This window comes from Paenibacillus sp. H1-7 (genome assembly GCF_022354825.1).
Taxonomy (GTDB): domain Bacteria; phylum Bacillota; class Bacilli; order Paenibacillales; family NBRC-103111; genus Paenibacillus_S.
This window is the reverse complement of the sequence record NZ_CP031168.1, coordinates 6,044,527-6,058,430: the sequence shown is the minus strand read 5'-3', so window position 1 is coordinate 6,058,430 and position 13,904 is coordinate 6,044,527. Positions and strand designations below refer to the sequence as shown.

The following is a 13,904-nucleotide window of genomic DNA, read 5'->3' as shown; positions in this document are numbered from 1 at the left end:
AATTAAAATCTAAGCAATTAATGTGCTGTTTTCATCTCTTTATTGCGCTATACTCACAATAACACAGACAAGGGAGGAAATATAGATGTCAGGTCGTAAACGTTATGCACTCGTAGGTACAGGTGGAAGAGCAGGGTTCTTCTATACTTCCATTGTCCGCGATTATAAAGAAACATCCGAGCTTGTAGCATTTTGCGATATTAACCAAACCCGGATGGATGTAGCGAACAAAAAGATCGAGCCGTTCGGCGCAGGTCCGGTGCCTACTTATAAATCCCAAGATTTCGAACGGATGATCGAAGAGACGAAGCCGGATTTCGTTATCGTCACTACGGTGGACCGCACTCATCATACGTATATTATCCGTGCAATGGAGCTTGGCTGCGATGTTATCTCCGAGAAGCCGATGACTGTGGATGAAGTGAAATGCCAAGAGATTCTTGATGCTATCAAAAGAACGGGCCGCAATTTGCGCGTGACCTTCAACTACCGTTATTCTCCGCACAATACGAAAATCCGCGAGCTGATCATGGATGGAGCGATCGGAGACGTTCATTCCGTTCACTTCGAATGGCTGCTCAACACGAAGCACGGCGCGGACTATTTCCGCCGTTGGCACCGCGACAAGCGCAACAGCGGAGGCCTTCTCGTACACAAATCGACGCACCATTTCGATCTGGTGAACTTCTGGCTCGGCACTCAGCCTAAGACGGTATTCGCATTGGGAGACTTGATGTTCTACGGACGCGAAAATGCCGAAAAACGCGGCGTTACCGAGTTTTACTCCCGTGCCCACGGAGCCGAAGCGGCGAAGAACGATCCGTTCGCGCTTCACCTGGACCAAAACGAGAATTTGAAAGCCATGTACCTGGATGCCGAGAAGGAAGACGGTTATTTCCGCGACCAAAGCGTGTTCGGCGACGGAATCAACATCGAAGATACGATGGGCGTTATGGTCAAATACCGCAACAATGCGATTTTGACTTATTCCCTGTACGCTTATGCTCCATGGGAAGGCTTCCGCGTATGCTTCAACGGCAGCAAAGGCCGCATCGAAATGAACGTAGTTGAAGCCTCTTATGTGAACTCCGGCGGCGAGCAAGCGTTGGAGGGCGCGGTAAAAGGCAAGAAGATCACCGTATTCCCAATGTTCGACGCGCCGTATGAGGTGAAGGTCGAAGAGACGAAAGGCGGCCATGGCGGCGGCGATCCTGTATTGCTGAACGACCTGTTCGGCGAGAAAACGCCTGATCGCTTCAACCGTGCGGCTTCCCATGTGGACGGAGCGATGTCGATCCTTACAGGGATTGCCGGTAATCATTCGATCAAAACCGGTCTGCCTGTTCAAGTGGCGAGCCTGGTCCAATTCTAATATCGTACGAGAGCGCAAGGTACGCTGATTGAGCGGCCTGGCGCTCTTTTTTTCGATTCACCAGACCGGTAACATATACTTTGCTGGCGAAATTTGTTATTTTGAAGAAAGCGGGTATGCTTCTATTTTACCATAAAGGAATGGAATTGCGTTGATTTGCGTTGATTCATGCGATTTCTGTTTTATCTGTGAGCAATGTTGCTTACCCGGCTTAATCATCAATCTTACATAGTTTAAGGAGTGCGTGTTTATGGGTCAAAGCTTGATCGTTGTTTTTCTTGTCTTGGCCGGTATGATCCACTGGGTGAGCGTATCGGATGATCAGACAGCTGCCAAATTGCAGGGAGGAGGAAGTGTTTCTGTGCCATCTTCAAGCAGCTCGGAAACAATGGCACCGGTGGAATCGAAGTCAGCGGAACCGGCGAAGGATAGGGAAGCAGCCGCCAAATCGAAGACATATGCTAAACCGCCGGAGATGACCATTAACGCCGCAGCCGCGTACCAGGCCGTTATACATACGAACAAGGGAGATTTTACGATGGAGCTGTTCCCGCAATCAGCCCCGGTTACGGTGAACAATTTTGTGTTTTTGGCGAGGGAAGGGTTTTATGACGATGTTGTGTTTCACCGTATCATTCAATCGTTCATGGTACAAACCGGCGATCCGACTGGCTCTGGCAGCGGCGGTCCGGGGTACCGGTTTGAGGATGAGCTGAATTCTCCCTACAAGTATGAGCCTGGAATTGTGGCTATGGCGAATTCGGGGCCGAATACGAACGGCAGCCAGTTTTTCATCTGTACCGGCGAGGATAGCAGCTATTTGAATCAGATGCCGAATTATACGATTTTCGGAAAAGTGACGGACGGGATGGACACCGTTCTGAACATCGCAGGTACGCCGGTTACCAGCAGCAAGTTTGCGGGAGAGAAAAGTTCGCCGACCGAGGAGGTCGTCATTCTCTCTATTGACATTATGGAAGGGAAACCGGAATAAACAAATAGAGTCCCGGTCAGGAGGTAAGGGTAAGGTGGAGCAATATTCAACACTAATCGGTGTCATATTGGAGAAGCTGGATCAAACGTACAAGGATTTGTTGTTCAATTATAACGGCATGGACGGCGTACTGCAGCAGCATTCTGCCGAGGAGAGGGCTTCCGTGCCAGAGCTTATGACTATCGCCGAGCTCAAGGATGTGTATGGGGAGCTGATTCGCAGACTGGAAGAGCGCATGCCCGGGATTAAAGACTAGTTCTTGATTCTTGGTAGGAGGGGATTCGGGTTATGGGATTGTTTGACGGTTTGATGGGGAACGCTTCCGAGGTCAGCTTGGCGGAAGTCCAGAAGGAGTATGCTCATATATTGGCGAACGGCGAGCGAGTGGAAAAGGCTTATAAACTGATCCGCGACATGTTTATATTCACGGACAAACGGCTGATCTTGGTCGATAAGCAAGGATTAACCGGCAAAAAAGTGGAGTATCACTCGGTTCCGTACAAATCGATTACGCATTTCAGCGTGGAGACGGCGGGGCATTTCGATCTGGACGCCGAATTGAAGATTTATATTTCCGGCAGCGCTGCGCCGCTGCAGAAGAGATTCAACAAAAGCTTGAACATCTACGAGGTTCAAGCGGTGCTCGCATCCTATGCGGTGAGGTAGCACGCATAGTGCAGGAGCGGAGGAGTAACGCGGAACAACCGCGTTAGAGAAGCGGCGGAGGCGCAGCCCGCGCCCGTAAAGCGGAAAACCCGCTTTACGTGGCCTGTTTTAGCCGCGCCAGCCGTCCGAGCAGCTACGATAACGCGGAAAAACCGCGTTACAGAAGCGGCGGAGGCGCAGCCCACGCCTGTAAAGCGGAAAATCCGCTTTACGTGGCCTGTTTTAGCCGCGCCAGCCGTCCTAGCTGCAACGATAACTCGGAAAAACCGCGTTATAGAAGCGCCGGAGGCGCAGCCCACGCCTGTAAAGCGGAAAATCCGCTTTACGTGGCCGGTATTAGCCGCGCCAGCCGTCCTAGCTGCAACGATAACGCGGAAAAACCGCGTTACAGAAGCGCCGGAGGCGCAGCCCACGCCTGTAAAGCGGAAAACCCGCTTTACCGTGGCCGGTATTAGCCGCGCCAGCCTCTGCTGCGGCCGCTTCACGCTCGCACATCACAAAGCAGCACGCTCGCCAAGTTCAGGCGAGGTGCTGCTCATTTTTAACTCGCTTTTAACGATTACAGTCGTCCGTTGATGCTATAATGAATCTAAAGCCAGTTCGGAAAAGAGGAATGCAACATGAAACGGATCCTGGAAACGATCCTCGTCACATTTGCAGGCGGCGTGCTGTTCACGCTGTTGCACGTCCCGCTCAGCTGGATGCTCGGGCCGCTCACGGCTGTGCTGCTGTGGACGTCGTTCACCAAGCGGCGCCTGACGTGGCCGGCAGGGATGCGCAACGCCGGCTTAGCGCTGCTCGGCTACGGCATGGGGCTCTCGTTCACGATGGAGAGCGCGAGACAAATCTCGTCGCAGCTGCCGTCGATGCTTATCGCAACCATCCTGACGGTTGCCTTCAGTCTAGGCGCAGCGTTTCTGACGGCCCGCTATACCGGGGTCAGCATGGCCAGCAGCGCGATAGGAAGCATCCCCGGCGGTCTGTCGCAAATGGTGGTGCTGAGCGAAGAAATCGAGGGAGCGGAGACGGCGGTCGTCGCCTTTATGCAGACGATCCGCCTGCTTACGGTCATCTTCGCCGTCCCGTTTTTGGCCGTCCATGGCCTTGCGGGCGGAGCGGTAACCGCCGCCGCCGGCGTGCCCCCTACGGGCAGCTCAAGTACAAGCACCGGCTTGTTCTCCTCCCTGGTCGATTGGGGAGCGGTCATAGCGGCAAGGCCGGTGTTTTTCGGCTTAATCGTCGTTATCGTGCTGGCATCGGCATGGATCGCCGTCCGGCTGCGGTTTCCGACGCCGTTTTTTCTCGGGCCGATCCTGGCTGCGGGAATTATTACCGTCGCGGGGTACGAGCCGCCGCATTTGCCTCCGTTATTCACCTTGCTGGCGCAATGGAGTCTGGGCATTTACATGGGGCTTGGCATTAAGCTGAGCAGCCTGTCCAACTGGAAAAAGCTGCTGCCCTATTCTATCGCGGGAAGCATTGCGGTCGTCGCTTTTTCGCTCGGCCTGTCGTACTTGTTCAGCAAGGTGCATCCGATGTCGCTGCTGACTGCTTTTTTGAGCACGTCTCCTGGAGGAATGACGGAGATGGCGGTTACGGCTTCGATGGTGGGAGCGGATGTATCGATGGTGGTCGCGTATCAAATGTTTCGCATTTTGTTTATTTTGTTCATCGTCCCTTACATGCTGCGCTGGGGATTCCGCCGCTTCAGCGGCGGAGCGAGCTCGCGGCCTAGCCGCGGCTGATTTTAGCGCTGGTGCTTGCGGTATTCGTGAGGCGTCATTTTCGTGAGCTTTTTGAACATGCGGCCGAAATGGGCGATATTCTCGAAGCCGACGGCATCGGCGATATCGATAATTTTGTAGCTCGTCTCCCTCAGCAGCTTTTGCGCTTCGCGAATGCGCGTCATATTGACGTACTCGATGAACGAGAAGCCGGTAATTTCCTTGAATGCACGGCTCATATAATACGGACTCATGAAAAATAGCTCCGAGATGCCGGACAGCGTCATTGGCTCCTGATAATGGATGTTGATGTGCTGGACGATCTCGGATATTTTTTTGTGCAGAGGGCTGGCATGCTCGAAAGGCACGCTTTCAATGCGCTCGGCGTAACGGCTTGAGAACAGGAGCAGCTCGACGAGCAGCAGCTTCACGTACGTTTCAAAGCCGGTTTGCTTGTCATTAAGCTCTCGGGTCATCTTGTTCATGATGGTCTGCACGAAAATCTGGTCCTGCAAATTCAAGCTGAGCACATGAGCGGGCTGCTGAAACACTCCGAATACCGAAGGATGGTAGAGAGGGTGATCCGTTCCAACGAACGTATCGCTGAAATTAATGACGATTCTTTCGTGACCGGGCTGTCCGATATCGGTAGTTTTATGAACATCATGCTTGTTGATGAATACCAGATCTCCGGGCGAGATCATGTAAGAGCGGTCCTTGATGAAATACGCCCGCTGTCCCGACATCAAATAATAAATTTCGTACGTGCCGTGAAAATGATTCGTCCTCTCGAACGGCTCCGTCCGTTTAATATGCTGTATATAAAAGTCTCCTTCTTCCGCACCGTAGGTGAGGGAAACCGTCTCGCTCATGGAGATTGCGTCACATCCTGCCTGTTTGATTTCGTCTACAACATCTGCTGCACTTCCTTCAAAGGAGAGCGGCAGAGTCCAACTTGCCTTGATTGTAACAGAGATTGAACCTTTTTCATAGCAAGATACGCATAGAAAATAGGAAATCAAGCAAAATCCGTAAAGAAACTAATATGATTTTGCGCTATGATCAGTATATTAAATTGTTCCTATATAAGGAGGCTTTTTTCATGAGCAAGTTTCAAGCGATCGCCCAAGCTGTGAAAGAAGGCAGCGTAAGCGGCCTCGGTTCTTCCGAAGGAGTTAAAGTGTATCCGCATTCATTGGCGGAATCAGGCAATGTGAAGCTCATTATGGTGAAGGACAAGCAGACGAAGCTGATCTTGGCCGTGGGCGAAGGCTCTTTGTTCGACGAGCTGCAAGGCTCTGTTGAAGGCGGTATCAAAGCATGCCCGCTGACGCATGAAAACCGTTTGGTTTTAAATAAATATTTCGATTACACCGTGCCGCGCGCATTCGGAACGCAAGTGGCGACGATCGGTCTCGGCGACCGTCTCGGTATCGCTTCCCCAGGACATATCCAGACGATCCGCGGAAGAAACGTTCGTCCGATTCTGGCCCAACAAAGTATCCGCGAGCTGAACCTGACAGGCCGCGATTACAAGCAAGTGGTCGATGCAGCGTGCTTCGCCGTATTCCAGGAAGGCTACAAAGACGGCTTCGGCGCAGACGGCGACCATCTGAAGGTGGAAGCGGACATCGAGCTGGCGCTCGGACTTGGCTTCACGATGCTGACGCTCGATTGCTCCGAATATATCGATAACACTATCGAAGGCTTGACTGCTGCCGAGCAGGCTGCCAAATATAACGCGCTATCCGCAGACATCCGCAATCATTATGAGTCCCGCTACTTGAACCAAACGTTCGAGGTAGCCGGCACTTCCATTACGTTCGACCAAGAAACATTGGCGAAAAACGTGCTGATCTACGGACCGGCCATCAACTTCATGGAGCACATTTACAACAAATATATTAAAACCGCCGGCCGTGAAATCGATTTTGAAATTTCCATCGACGAGACGGCTACGCCTACAGCTCCGGAATCCCACTTCCTCGTTGCCAAAGAGCTGTATGCCCGCGGTTTGACGATCTACAGCATGGCACCTCGTTTCATCGGCGAGTTCCAGAAGGGGATCGACTACATCGGAGACATCGCGCAGTTCGAGCAAGAGCTCATTATCCACGCCGCGATTGCGGACGATTTCGGCTACAAGCTCAGCATTCACTCCGGAAGCGACAAGTTCAGCGTATTCCCGATTATCGGCAAATATACGAAGGGCCGCTTCCACGTGAAAACAGCCGGAACGAACTGGCTCGAAGCGGTAAGAACGGTTGCCAAAGTAAATCCGGGTCTGTACCGCAAAATGCATGCGTATGCGTTGGAGCATTTTGAAGAAGCTACGGTTTACTACCATGTCACCACGGACTTGAGCAAAATCGCTCCGTTGGATCAAGTGGATGACGCCGACCTGGCGGATACGTACATGAACGAGAACAATGCCCGTCAATTGATTCACATTACGTACGGCATTCTGCTGCAAGCGAAGGATGCTCAAGGCAATTCGCTGTTCAAGGACGAGTTCTACCGTACATTGAGCGACCAAGAAGAAGCTTTCGAGCAATCGCTCAAAGCCCATATCGGCAAGCATCTGGACTTGCTCGGCAAGTAAGAGGCATCGGGCCGAAGCGTGCGAACCGCACGTTTCGGCCACCTGTCCATTTCGCTATAATAGATCTTGTTGGATGCCAAGCGGCACCACTAGATCGCAATACTATTTCCAGTTAGAGAGGATTGAACCTGTCCCATGAAAAAATTTCTCGACGAGAACTTTTTGCTGTCGAACGAAACGGCGATCCGCCTGTACCACGACTACGCAAAGGATATGCCTATCATCGACTACCACTGCCATTTGAGCCCGCAGGAAATTTACGAGAACAAAACGTTCAAAAATATTACGGAGGCGTGGCTGTACGGAGATCACTACAAGTGGAGAGCGATGAGAGCGAACGGCGCCGAGGAGAAATACGTGACCGGCGGAGAAGGAGCGAGCGACTATGACCGCTTCCTGGCTTGGGCCAAAACCGTACCTCAGACGATCGGCAATCCGCTGTATCACTGGTCTCACCTTGAGCTGCAGCGCTACTTCGGCATCTACGATTTGATCAATGAAAAGAACGCTCCGGCCATTTGGGAAAAGGTCAACGCCCAACTGAACGGCGAAGGCTTCGGAGCAAGAGATTTTATTACCAAATCGAATGTTAAGGTCGTATGTACGACGGACGATCCGACGGATTCGTTGGAATATCATATCAAGATTAAAGAAATTAAAGATTTTGACGTCCTGGTACTGCCATCCTTCCGTCCGGACAAAGGGCTGGAAATCAACCGTGCAACCTTTGTTCCATGGGTGAACAAGCTCGCTGAAGTATCCGGCTCGGCTATCGAGACGTACGATCAATTGTTGGCAGCGCTGGATGCGAGAATCCGTTTCTTCCATTCGGTTGGCGGCCGCGTGTCCGACCATGCTTTGGATTACGTTGCTTATGCAGAGACGACCCAAGAAGAGGCGGCGGCTATCTTCGCCAAAGCGTTGAAAGGCGAAACGGTAACTCTCGAAGAAGAGAAGAAGTACAAAACTTATACGCTCGTATTCATGGGCAAACGCTATGCGGAATTGGGCTGGGCCATGCAGTTCCATATCAATGCGGCGAGAAACAACAACAGCCGGATGTTCGGCAAGCTGGGTCCGGATACAGGCTACGATTCGATCAACGACAGCTCCCTGGCGTATCCGCTTGCGAAGCTGCTGGATGCACTGGACAGCGAAGACGCGCTGCCTAAAACGATCCTGTATTCCTTGAATCCGAAGGATCATTATGTGCTCGGCACCATTATGGGAAGCTTCCAAGGCGGCGGCGTACCAGGCAAAATCCAGCTCGGTTCCGCATGGTGGTTCCTTGATACGAAAGACGGCATGCTTGAGCAAATGAAGGCACTTTCCAATCTGGGCTTGTTCAGCCGTTTCGTAGGTATGCTCACCGATTCCAGAAGCTTCTTGTCGTACACAAGACATGAATACTTCCGCAGAATCGTCTGCAACCTGATCGGCGAGTGGGTAGAGAACGGGGAAGCGCCGGACGATCTGGAGCTGCTTGGCGAGATCGTGCAAAATATTTCCTACAACAATGCCGATCAATACTTTCAATTTTCTTCTTAATCGCGAATAAGAACTGTTCATACAAGCCGGTACTCCAATGGATGCCGGCTTTTTTTTGCCATGAGATGGAAGGAAATGAGAGCACCGTGCAGAAATAATGGAGCATCCATAGCCGCAACGGCAGATGGCAGACAACGATAGGAGAGAGATTCTGCAATGCAAACAAGCCCAGTACCGCAGCGTTCCGGCGCAGCCCCGTTCCAAGCATTGTCCTTCAGACAGCTGCTGTTATTTTTCCTTCCTCTTGGCGCCTCGGCCAGTCTCGTCATGATATCGCATGTTATTATTAACGGGACGCTGGCCCGTTCGGCTCATCCGGAGCTGCTGATCGCAAGCTATACGATCGCTTTGAGCTTAATGGACGTAATAGAACGTCCGGCCATATTGCTGCGCCAGACCTGCTCGGCGCTGGTGCGCGACAAGGTGTCGTTCCGGGCGATGTCAGCCATAGCGGCTTATCTTCTTGTGTGCTGCTTGATTGTCGGCTCGCTGATCAGCTATACCCCTATGGGACCATGGGTATTCATCCGCTTGTTCGGGGCCGAGCCGTCGCAAGTGCCGGAAATCGTCAACGTGTTTCAATGGCTGAATCTCGTTATTCTATTTTCCGGCGTCCGCTGTTTGTTCCACGGGATTATTATCGTGAACCTGCGGACCAAATGGTTGACCATCGGCATGGGAATCCGGCTGATCGGCATGTTCCTGGTCGCTGCTTATTTTGTCTCCGCGGACAAAGTAACGAGCGGTTCGGTGGGAGCGTTGATATTTTTGACCGGCATGGCGATCGAATGCATCATCAGCGTAATCGAAGGGCGCTCGCTGTTGCGGCGTGACATTCCGGAAAAGCTGGAAGGGCACCCGGTCACGAACAAAGCGCACATTTTTCGCTTCTACCGTCCTCTAATGGTCTCATCGTTTTTGGCCGTGATGATTGATCCTGCGATAAATGCCGCTCTAGGCACGACGGGCAATATGGAGCTCGCTATCGCTTCGTTTGCCATCGCATTGAATTTGGCTCATTTGATGCAGAGCTTCTTTTCGTATTTGCATCAAATCGTGTTGAATTTCTATCACGTCAATGCACGGAAAGTGTTCCGTTTTGCCGTCACGGTAGCGTTTCTCCCTGCTGTACTCGTATCGATCCTGGGCTACTCTCCGGCCGGTCCGTGGTTTCTCGAGCACGTAATAGGGGTGCAGGCCGGTTCGCCCTTGATGAAGGAAACGCTGCAGGCTCTCCGCTGGTTTATGATCATGAACCTGGTATTTCCATGGCTTGATTATCTCAATGGTCTGCTCATGCTGCGGGGCCAGACGAAGGTTATGGTATGGTCGCAGGCATGCAATGTAGCTGTGGCTATCCTTATGCTCGTAGTCCTTGTCCGGATTGTGCCCTATTGGAGCGGCTCCATCGGGGCGCTGGCGCAGTCTCTCGGGCTAGCTGCCGAGATAGGGGTTGTGCTCTACGTTCTGCGGGCAAGCAGGACAGCTTCGGGAAAAACGGCTAATCAAGCGTTCTGAGGTTACCTTGATTTTGGATGATCGTGTTGACCTCGAGATTAAGCTTCATGGAAGGATAATATTCGGATCTCCAGGAGGCCAAACGGTCCCTGGGGACTTTATTGCGGAAATATTGTCCGACGCCCAAAATATCCGCTTCCTTGGCTTGCAGCCTGCGGAACATCGACTGGAAGCGGGTTGAAATAAGCTGCTGCAGCTCGTTGCGTATTGAATCGAGGGTTATATTCCCTTTTGTTTCCAGTATCGTGACCTTTAACTGAATGCGGCTGCTCAGCAGCGCCTTATTATCCTTTATAGAGCTTTTGTGGGACATCCTATTGTTTAGGATCAACACGGAGGCGTGATCCAGCACCTCGATTCTCCCTTGGGTGCTTAACCCTTTGAATGCGTTAAATAGCAGCGTTTCATCCATAGATATCCGGTCCACCATCTTGCCGTTCTTGATCACGGCGGAGCCGTCGCTCTCAATGGGAGTTGAGCGGCCTGCCTTTACTATCGGAATGGCAACGTCATGCGTGAAAGAGTGGATGCTGCGAAAGAGCTCCCAGACGCGGGTTTGAGCGATTTGCGGATTCCATCCGGCACTGTTCTCGAAGAAGTCGTACAGCACCGTACTGTTTCTTTTTGCCGCCTGATTCAACTGCTCAAAGAAGGTTTCCAGATTATCGCTGCATATGACTACCATCGTTTTCGCTGAAATATCCCGGGAACGCATGAAGCTGGCTATACTGTCATTGACCCCTTGCTGTACAAAGGACTTGTCCAGGAGAATGATTTTTAAGTGCAGCAAATCCACACTGCTTTCCATATTCGCGCTGATCCGGTCCACAATCTCACTGATGGTGGTTCCGGTGCCGCTGACAACCCGCATTTGCATTCCGCCCTTGTATGGTTCGGGAACTTGCAGATACACTTTATAATCTCCGTCTACTTTGGAAATCCCCATAACAATCGGCAAAGCCCGATGATTGATATCTTTAATATCCCAGCACCCGCTCAAGACCAGTAATGATGCCACGATAAGGAACGTTCGAACCGTCAGCTTCAAGCCATTTCTATTAGCCATGCCCATTGAAGTCCTTTCGTTTGTGACGAATGCCCAACACGAGTGTCATGATGGGGATTACTGTAATGACATAGAGTCGCAAAATGGTGTTCCACCAAAACAGCTGCTCTACAAGCTTCCAATCAGGAATTTGTAAGCAAACTGCAAAAATGACGATCGCAAGAGCCAGCGTGATATAGATAGGTTTAACGGAAGGTATGCAGCGATGCAGTATTCGTTTCGTTTTCCACAATACGAGCGACATAAACAACATGACGAAGGTTACCATGCTAAGCAAGAAAAACATAGTAACCCGCTCGAACATCAACCAATCAATATGGAGAGTATCAATCGTCGTGATAAAAGGAAACTGTAACAGCGAAGCCGTATGCTGACCGAATGTAAGAACCGGCGCATAGACCGAGATGATAAATAAAGGGAGAAGCAATAGGCTAGCCCATACAATATTCCGGGAACGATACTTAACATAGGGCGTAACGAATCCGAGGAACAGGAAGCCTCCCGCGAAGGCGAATAAACCTTGTAAAAAAGACCGGTTCGCAACAAACGAGAACGATAGCGCTTTCCGGTCCGCCAAGGGCAGCAAATAATGCCAGTCGGCATTTTGGAACACGGTTAACAAGACGAACGCCACCAAAGGAAGGAACAGGAATGCCATCAATAATGCCGTACGAAACAGCGATTCTATGCCCAATACGGCCATGAAGGTGGATACAGCTACCAATAGGAGCATAATGACCCATAAGGGAGTATCGGAAAGGAAATTTAGCGAAACGATCTCCGAATAAGCTCTCACGGTAATAATATTGACTGCCAGCAAATAAAAAAGAACCGGGGTTAACAGGGCTATGGCAGCCGCTTTGCCTGCAGTCAAATAAATATCGATCAAATCTTGCCTGTTAAAATAGCTCAAGCCCTTCATATACACAATCACAAAAATAATATGAATCGCGAACCCGACCGTAACGGCTAACCAATGGCCGATCTCCATACTGCAAACGATATCTGCGGGATATACAAAGAAGATGAGTCCCACATGAGTCAAAATATACATGAGCATGACTTGAATACTTTTATCCATTGGACTCATCCTTGGGTTTTGGTAATTGCAGATAAGGGACGCCGAATGAAGTAACGCTGGCCACATAGGCGCATATGAGCACCAATCCGGACAGCAATCCCAGCACACCGTATATAGCGGACAAGATCAGAATGACGTACTTAAACATGCGAATGCTGATTGAATTTTGGAATCCCGATACCGTCGAGCTGGCTATGAATGTCGCGGCCAGGATAATAATGAGAAGATTGCTGACCAGCTTGGCTGCTACTACCGCTTGTCCGAGAATAATGCCTCCTACCATCGTAATAGTTGGACCGATGCTCTTGGGGAGCCGGACGCTCGCTTCCAGAATCAATTCCAATACGAACAGCAGCAGGATCGTTTCTATGAATGCAGGGTAGGGGACCCCGGCGCGGCTCTCGGCAATGGACAGGGCGAGCTCAATCCGCAGCACATCGGGATTTACGGATACTAAGGCAACATAGAGTCCGGGCATGAGGATGTTGCCCAATACGCCTCCGATACGCAATAAACGCATTAGAGCCATAAAGACGATCGGGAAGTTACGGTCGTTTTCAACAGCGAACATGTCCCATAAACTGCTTGGTAAAATAAGGGCATAAGGAAAGCGATCGAGCAGCAGGACGGCTTTGCCTCGCATGAGGGCGTTAGAAGCGTTCTCGGGAAGTTCGGTCGTATTGTAATTGGTAACGAGCGTCCAATCGGTAAACCCGAGCACTTTGTTCAACGATTTCAAATCCTGAACATCTTGCTCCAGGTGAGATTCGATACGCTCTACTATAGCATGAAGCAATTTTGAATCGACCCGCCCTTCTACGTACAGAAGAGCAAGTCTTTTTCGTTGAATGGTACCTAGCCAATACGATTTCGTATGCAGCTGGGGTGAATTGAGCTGTTTTTTCATAATCCCGATATTCGTTTCGATATCTTCGTTGAAGGCGCTGATAGAGCCGCGCATGACGTTTTCCGTGGTAGGCGCTTCGATAGCACGGGTCAGGACGGGAGCCGTCGGAGTGACATTCACCCAGATTCCGCGATGTTCAATGAAGAGTAGGAGTTGTCCTTTGACCATTTCCGCAACAAGCGCCGATTCGTCGGGGTGAAGAAGGATATTCCCAATCCCGTTCAACAGATCATCTATCGGCTGATTAGAGGAAATGGCGTTCTGAACCTTCAACTGAAGAAGAAGCATCGTTTGAGGTAAATCGATCAGCGAATTAAATCCAATCAAGGTAATAGGGATATTGGCAAGAAAAGTCCGCTGGAGCAGTAAATCCGAATCATTTCTGTATTTGGCTTGCAAGCTGCCGATTAAATCCACTTCATGTCA

Annotated in this window: 13 protein-coding genes; 8 read left to right on the top strand and 5 right to left on the bottom strand. The window is 50.9% G+C overall.

What is annotated here, in order from left to right; translation table 11 throughout:
- Positions 1–85 precede the first annotated feature (85 nt).
- The 4 genes from DVH26_RS26755 (at position 86) to DVH26_RS26740 (ending at position 3,032) form a co-directional block, all read left to right on the top strand.
- Entirely contained in the window at positions 86–1,372 is a 1,287-nt protein-coding gene (locus tag DVH26_RS26755; RefSeq protein WP_239627350.1) for a Gfo/Idh/MocA family protein, read from the top strand.
- Positions 1,373–1,622: 250 nt separating this feature from the next.
- Entirely contained in the window at positions 1,623–2,366 is a 744-nt protein-coding gene (locus DVH26_RS26750; RefSeq protein WP_239627349.1) for a peptidylprolyl isomerase, read from the top strand.
- 34 nt (positions 2,367–2,400) lie between these two features.
- The gene (locus DVH26_RS26745; RefSeq protein WP_239627346.1) at positions 2,401–2,622 is read left to right on the top strand and encodes a hypothetical protein; all 222 of its coding nucleotides are present in this window, start codon (positions 2,401–2,403) and stop codon (positions 2,620–2,622) included.
- A gap of 32 nt (positions 2,623–2,654) precedes the next feature.
- Positions 2,655–3,032, top strand: coding sequence for a PH domain-containing protein (locus DVH26_RS26740; protein WP_239627344.1), 378 nt, complete (start codon positions 2,655–2,657; stop codon positions 3,030–3,032).
- Here the strand turns inward: DVH26_RS26740 and DVH26_RS26735 are convergent.
- A complete protein-coding gene (locus tag DVH26_RS26735; protein WP_239627341.1) occupies positions 3,017–3,517 on the bottom strand; it encodes a hypothetical protein in 501 nt (166 codons plus the stop codon). The genes DVH26_RS26740 and DVH26_RS26735 overlap by 16 nt on opposite strands.
- A 135-nt stretch (positions 3,518–3,652) precedes the next feature.
- On the opposite strand from DVH26_RS26735, the gene DVH26_RS26730 reads away from it, so the two are divergent.
- Positions 3,653–4,777: an AbrB family transcriptional regulator gene (locus DVH26_RS26730; protein WP_239627338.1), complete on the top strand. Its 1,125-nt coding sequence runs from the start codon at positions 3,653–3,655 to the stop codon at positions 4,775–4,777.
- A gap of 2 nt (positions 4,778–4,779) precedes the next feature.
- On the opposite strand, the gene DVH26_RS26725 is transcribed toward DVH26_RS26730, so the two are convergent.
- Complete coding sequence (locus tag DVH26_RS26725; protein WP_239627336.1) at positions 4,780–5,628, bottom strand: helix-turn-helix domain-containing protein; 849 nt, start codon at positions 5,626–5,628, stop codon at positions 4,780–4,782.
- Positions 5,629–5,858: 230 nt separating this feature from the next.
- Here DVH26_RS26725 and DVH26_RS26720 point away from each other — a divergent pair, with 230 nt between their 5' ends.
- The 3 genes from DVH26_RS26720 to DVH26_RS26710 all read left to right on the top strand — a co-directional run bounded on the left by DVH26_RS26720 (position 5,859) and on the right by DVH26_RS26710 (position 10,424).
- A complete protein-coding gene (locus tag DVH26_RS26720; RefSeq protein WP_239627333.1) occupies positions 5,859–7,358 on the top strand; it encodes a tagaturonate epimerase family protein in 1,500 nt (499 codons plus the stop codon).
- 135 nt (positions 7,359–7,493) lie between these two features.
- On the top strand, positions 7,494–8,906 hold the full coding sequence (gene uxaC / locus DVH26_RS26715) for a glucuronate isomerase (protein WP_239627331.1): 1,413 nt from the start codon (positions 7,494–7,496) through the stop codon (positions 8,904–8,906).
- A 156-nt stretch (positions 8,907–9,062) separates the two neighbouring features.
- A complete protein-coding gene (locus tag DVH26_RS26710) occupies positions 9,063–10,424 on the top strand; it encodes a multi antimicrobial extrusion protein MatE (RefSeq protein WP_239627329.1) in 1,362 nt (453 codons plus the stop codon).
- Here the strand turns inward: DVH26_RS26710 and DVH26_RS26705 are convergent.
- The 3 genes from DVH26_RS26705 to DVH26_RS26695 are packed head-to-tail and all read right to left on the bottom strand — an operon-like array spanning position 10,408 to position 13,895.
- Positions 10,408–11,490 carry a Ger(x)C family spore germination protein gene (locus DVH26_RS26705; protein ID WP_239627327.1) on the bottom strand — a complete coding sequence of 361 codons (1,083 nt, stop codon included), beginning with the start codon at positions 11,488–11,490 and terminating at the stop codon, positions 10,408–10,410. The two genes, DVH26_RS26710 and DVH26_RS26705, sit on opposite strands and share 17 nt — an antisense overlap.
- Positions 11,483–12,571, bottom strand: a complete 1,089-nt coding sequence (locus DVH26_RS26700; RefSeq protein WP_239627325.1) for a GerAB/ArcD/ProY family transporter — start codon at positions 12,569–12,571, stop codon at positions 11,483–11,485. The genes DVH26_RS26705 and DVH26_RS26700 overlap by 8 nt, the downstream gene beginning before the upstream one ends.
- Complete coding sequence (locus DVH26_RS26695) at positions 12,564–13,895, bottom strand: spore germination protein (RefSeq protein WP_239627323.1); 1,332 nt, start codon at positions 13,893–13,895, stop codon at positions 12,564–12,566. The genes DVH26_RS26700 and DVH26_RS26695 overlap by 8 nt, the downstream gene beginning before the upstream one ends.
- Between the last annotated feature and the right edge of the window lie 9 nt (positions 13,896–13,904).

Bases quoted from the DNA above. Each gene is read 5' to 3' on its own strand.
- DVH26_RS26755 (WP_239627350.1), top strand. From the start codon at position 86: ATGTCAGGTCGTAAACGTTATGCACTCGTAGGTACAGGTGGAAGAGCA.
- DVH26_RS26750 (WP_239627349.1), top strand. From the start codon at position 1,623: ATGGGTCAAAGCTTGATCGTTGTTTTTCTTGTCTTGGCCGGTATGATC.
- DVH26_RS26740 (WP_239627344.1), top strand. From the start codon at position 2,655: ATGGGATTGTTTGACGGTTTGATGGGGAACGCTTCCGAGGTCAGCTTG.
- DVH26_RS26730 (WP_239627338.1), top strand. From the start codon at position 3,653: ATGAAACGGATCCTGGAAACGATCCTCGTCACATTTGCAGGCGGCGTG.
- DVH26_RS26725 (WP_239627336.1), bottom strand. From the start codon at position 5,628: ATGAGCGAGACGGTTTCCCTCACCTACGGTGCGGAAGAAGGAGACTTT.
- DVH26_RS26720 (WP_239627333.1), top strand. From the start codon at position 5,859: ATGAGCAAGTTTCAAGCGATCGCCCAAGCTGTGAAAGAAGGCAGCGTA.
- uxaC (WP_239627331.1), top strand. From the start codon at position 7,494: ATGAAAAAATTTCTCGACGAGAACTTTTTGCTGTCGAACGAAACGGCG.
- DVH26_RS26710 (WP_239627329.1), top strand. From the start codon at position 9,063: ATGCAAACAAGCCCAGTACCGCAGCGTTCCGGCGCAGCCCCGTTCCAA.
- DVH26_RS26705 (WP_239627327.1), bottom strand. From the start codon at position 11,490: ATGGCTAATAGAAATGGCTTGAAGCTGACGGTTCGAACGTTCCTTATC.
- DVH26_RS26700 (WP_239627325.1), bottom strand. From the start codon at position 12,571: ATGGATAAAAGTATTCAAGTCATGCTCATGTATATTTTGACTCATGTG.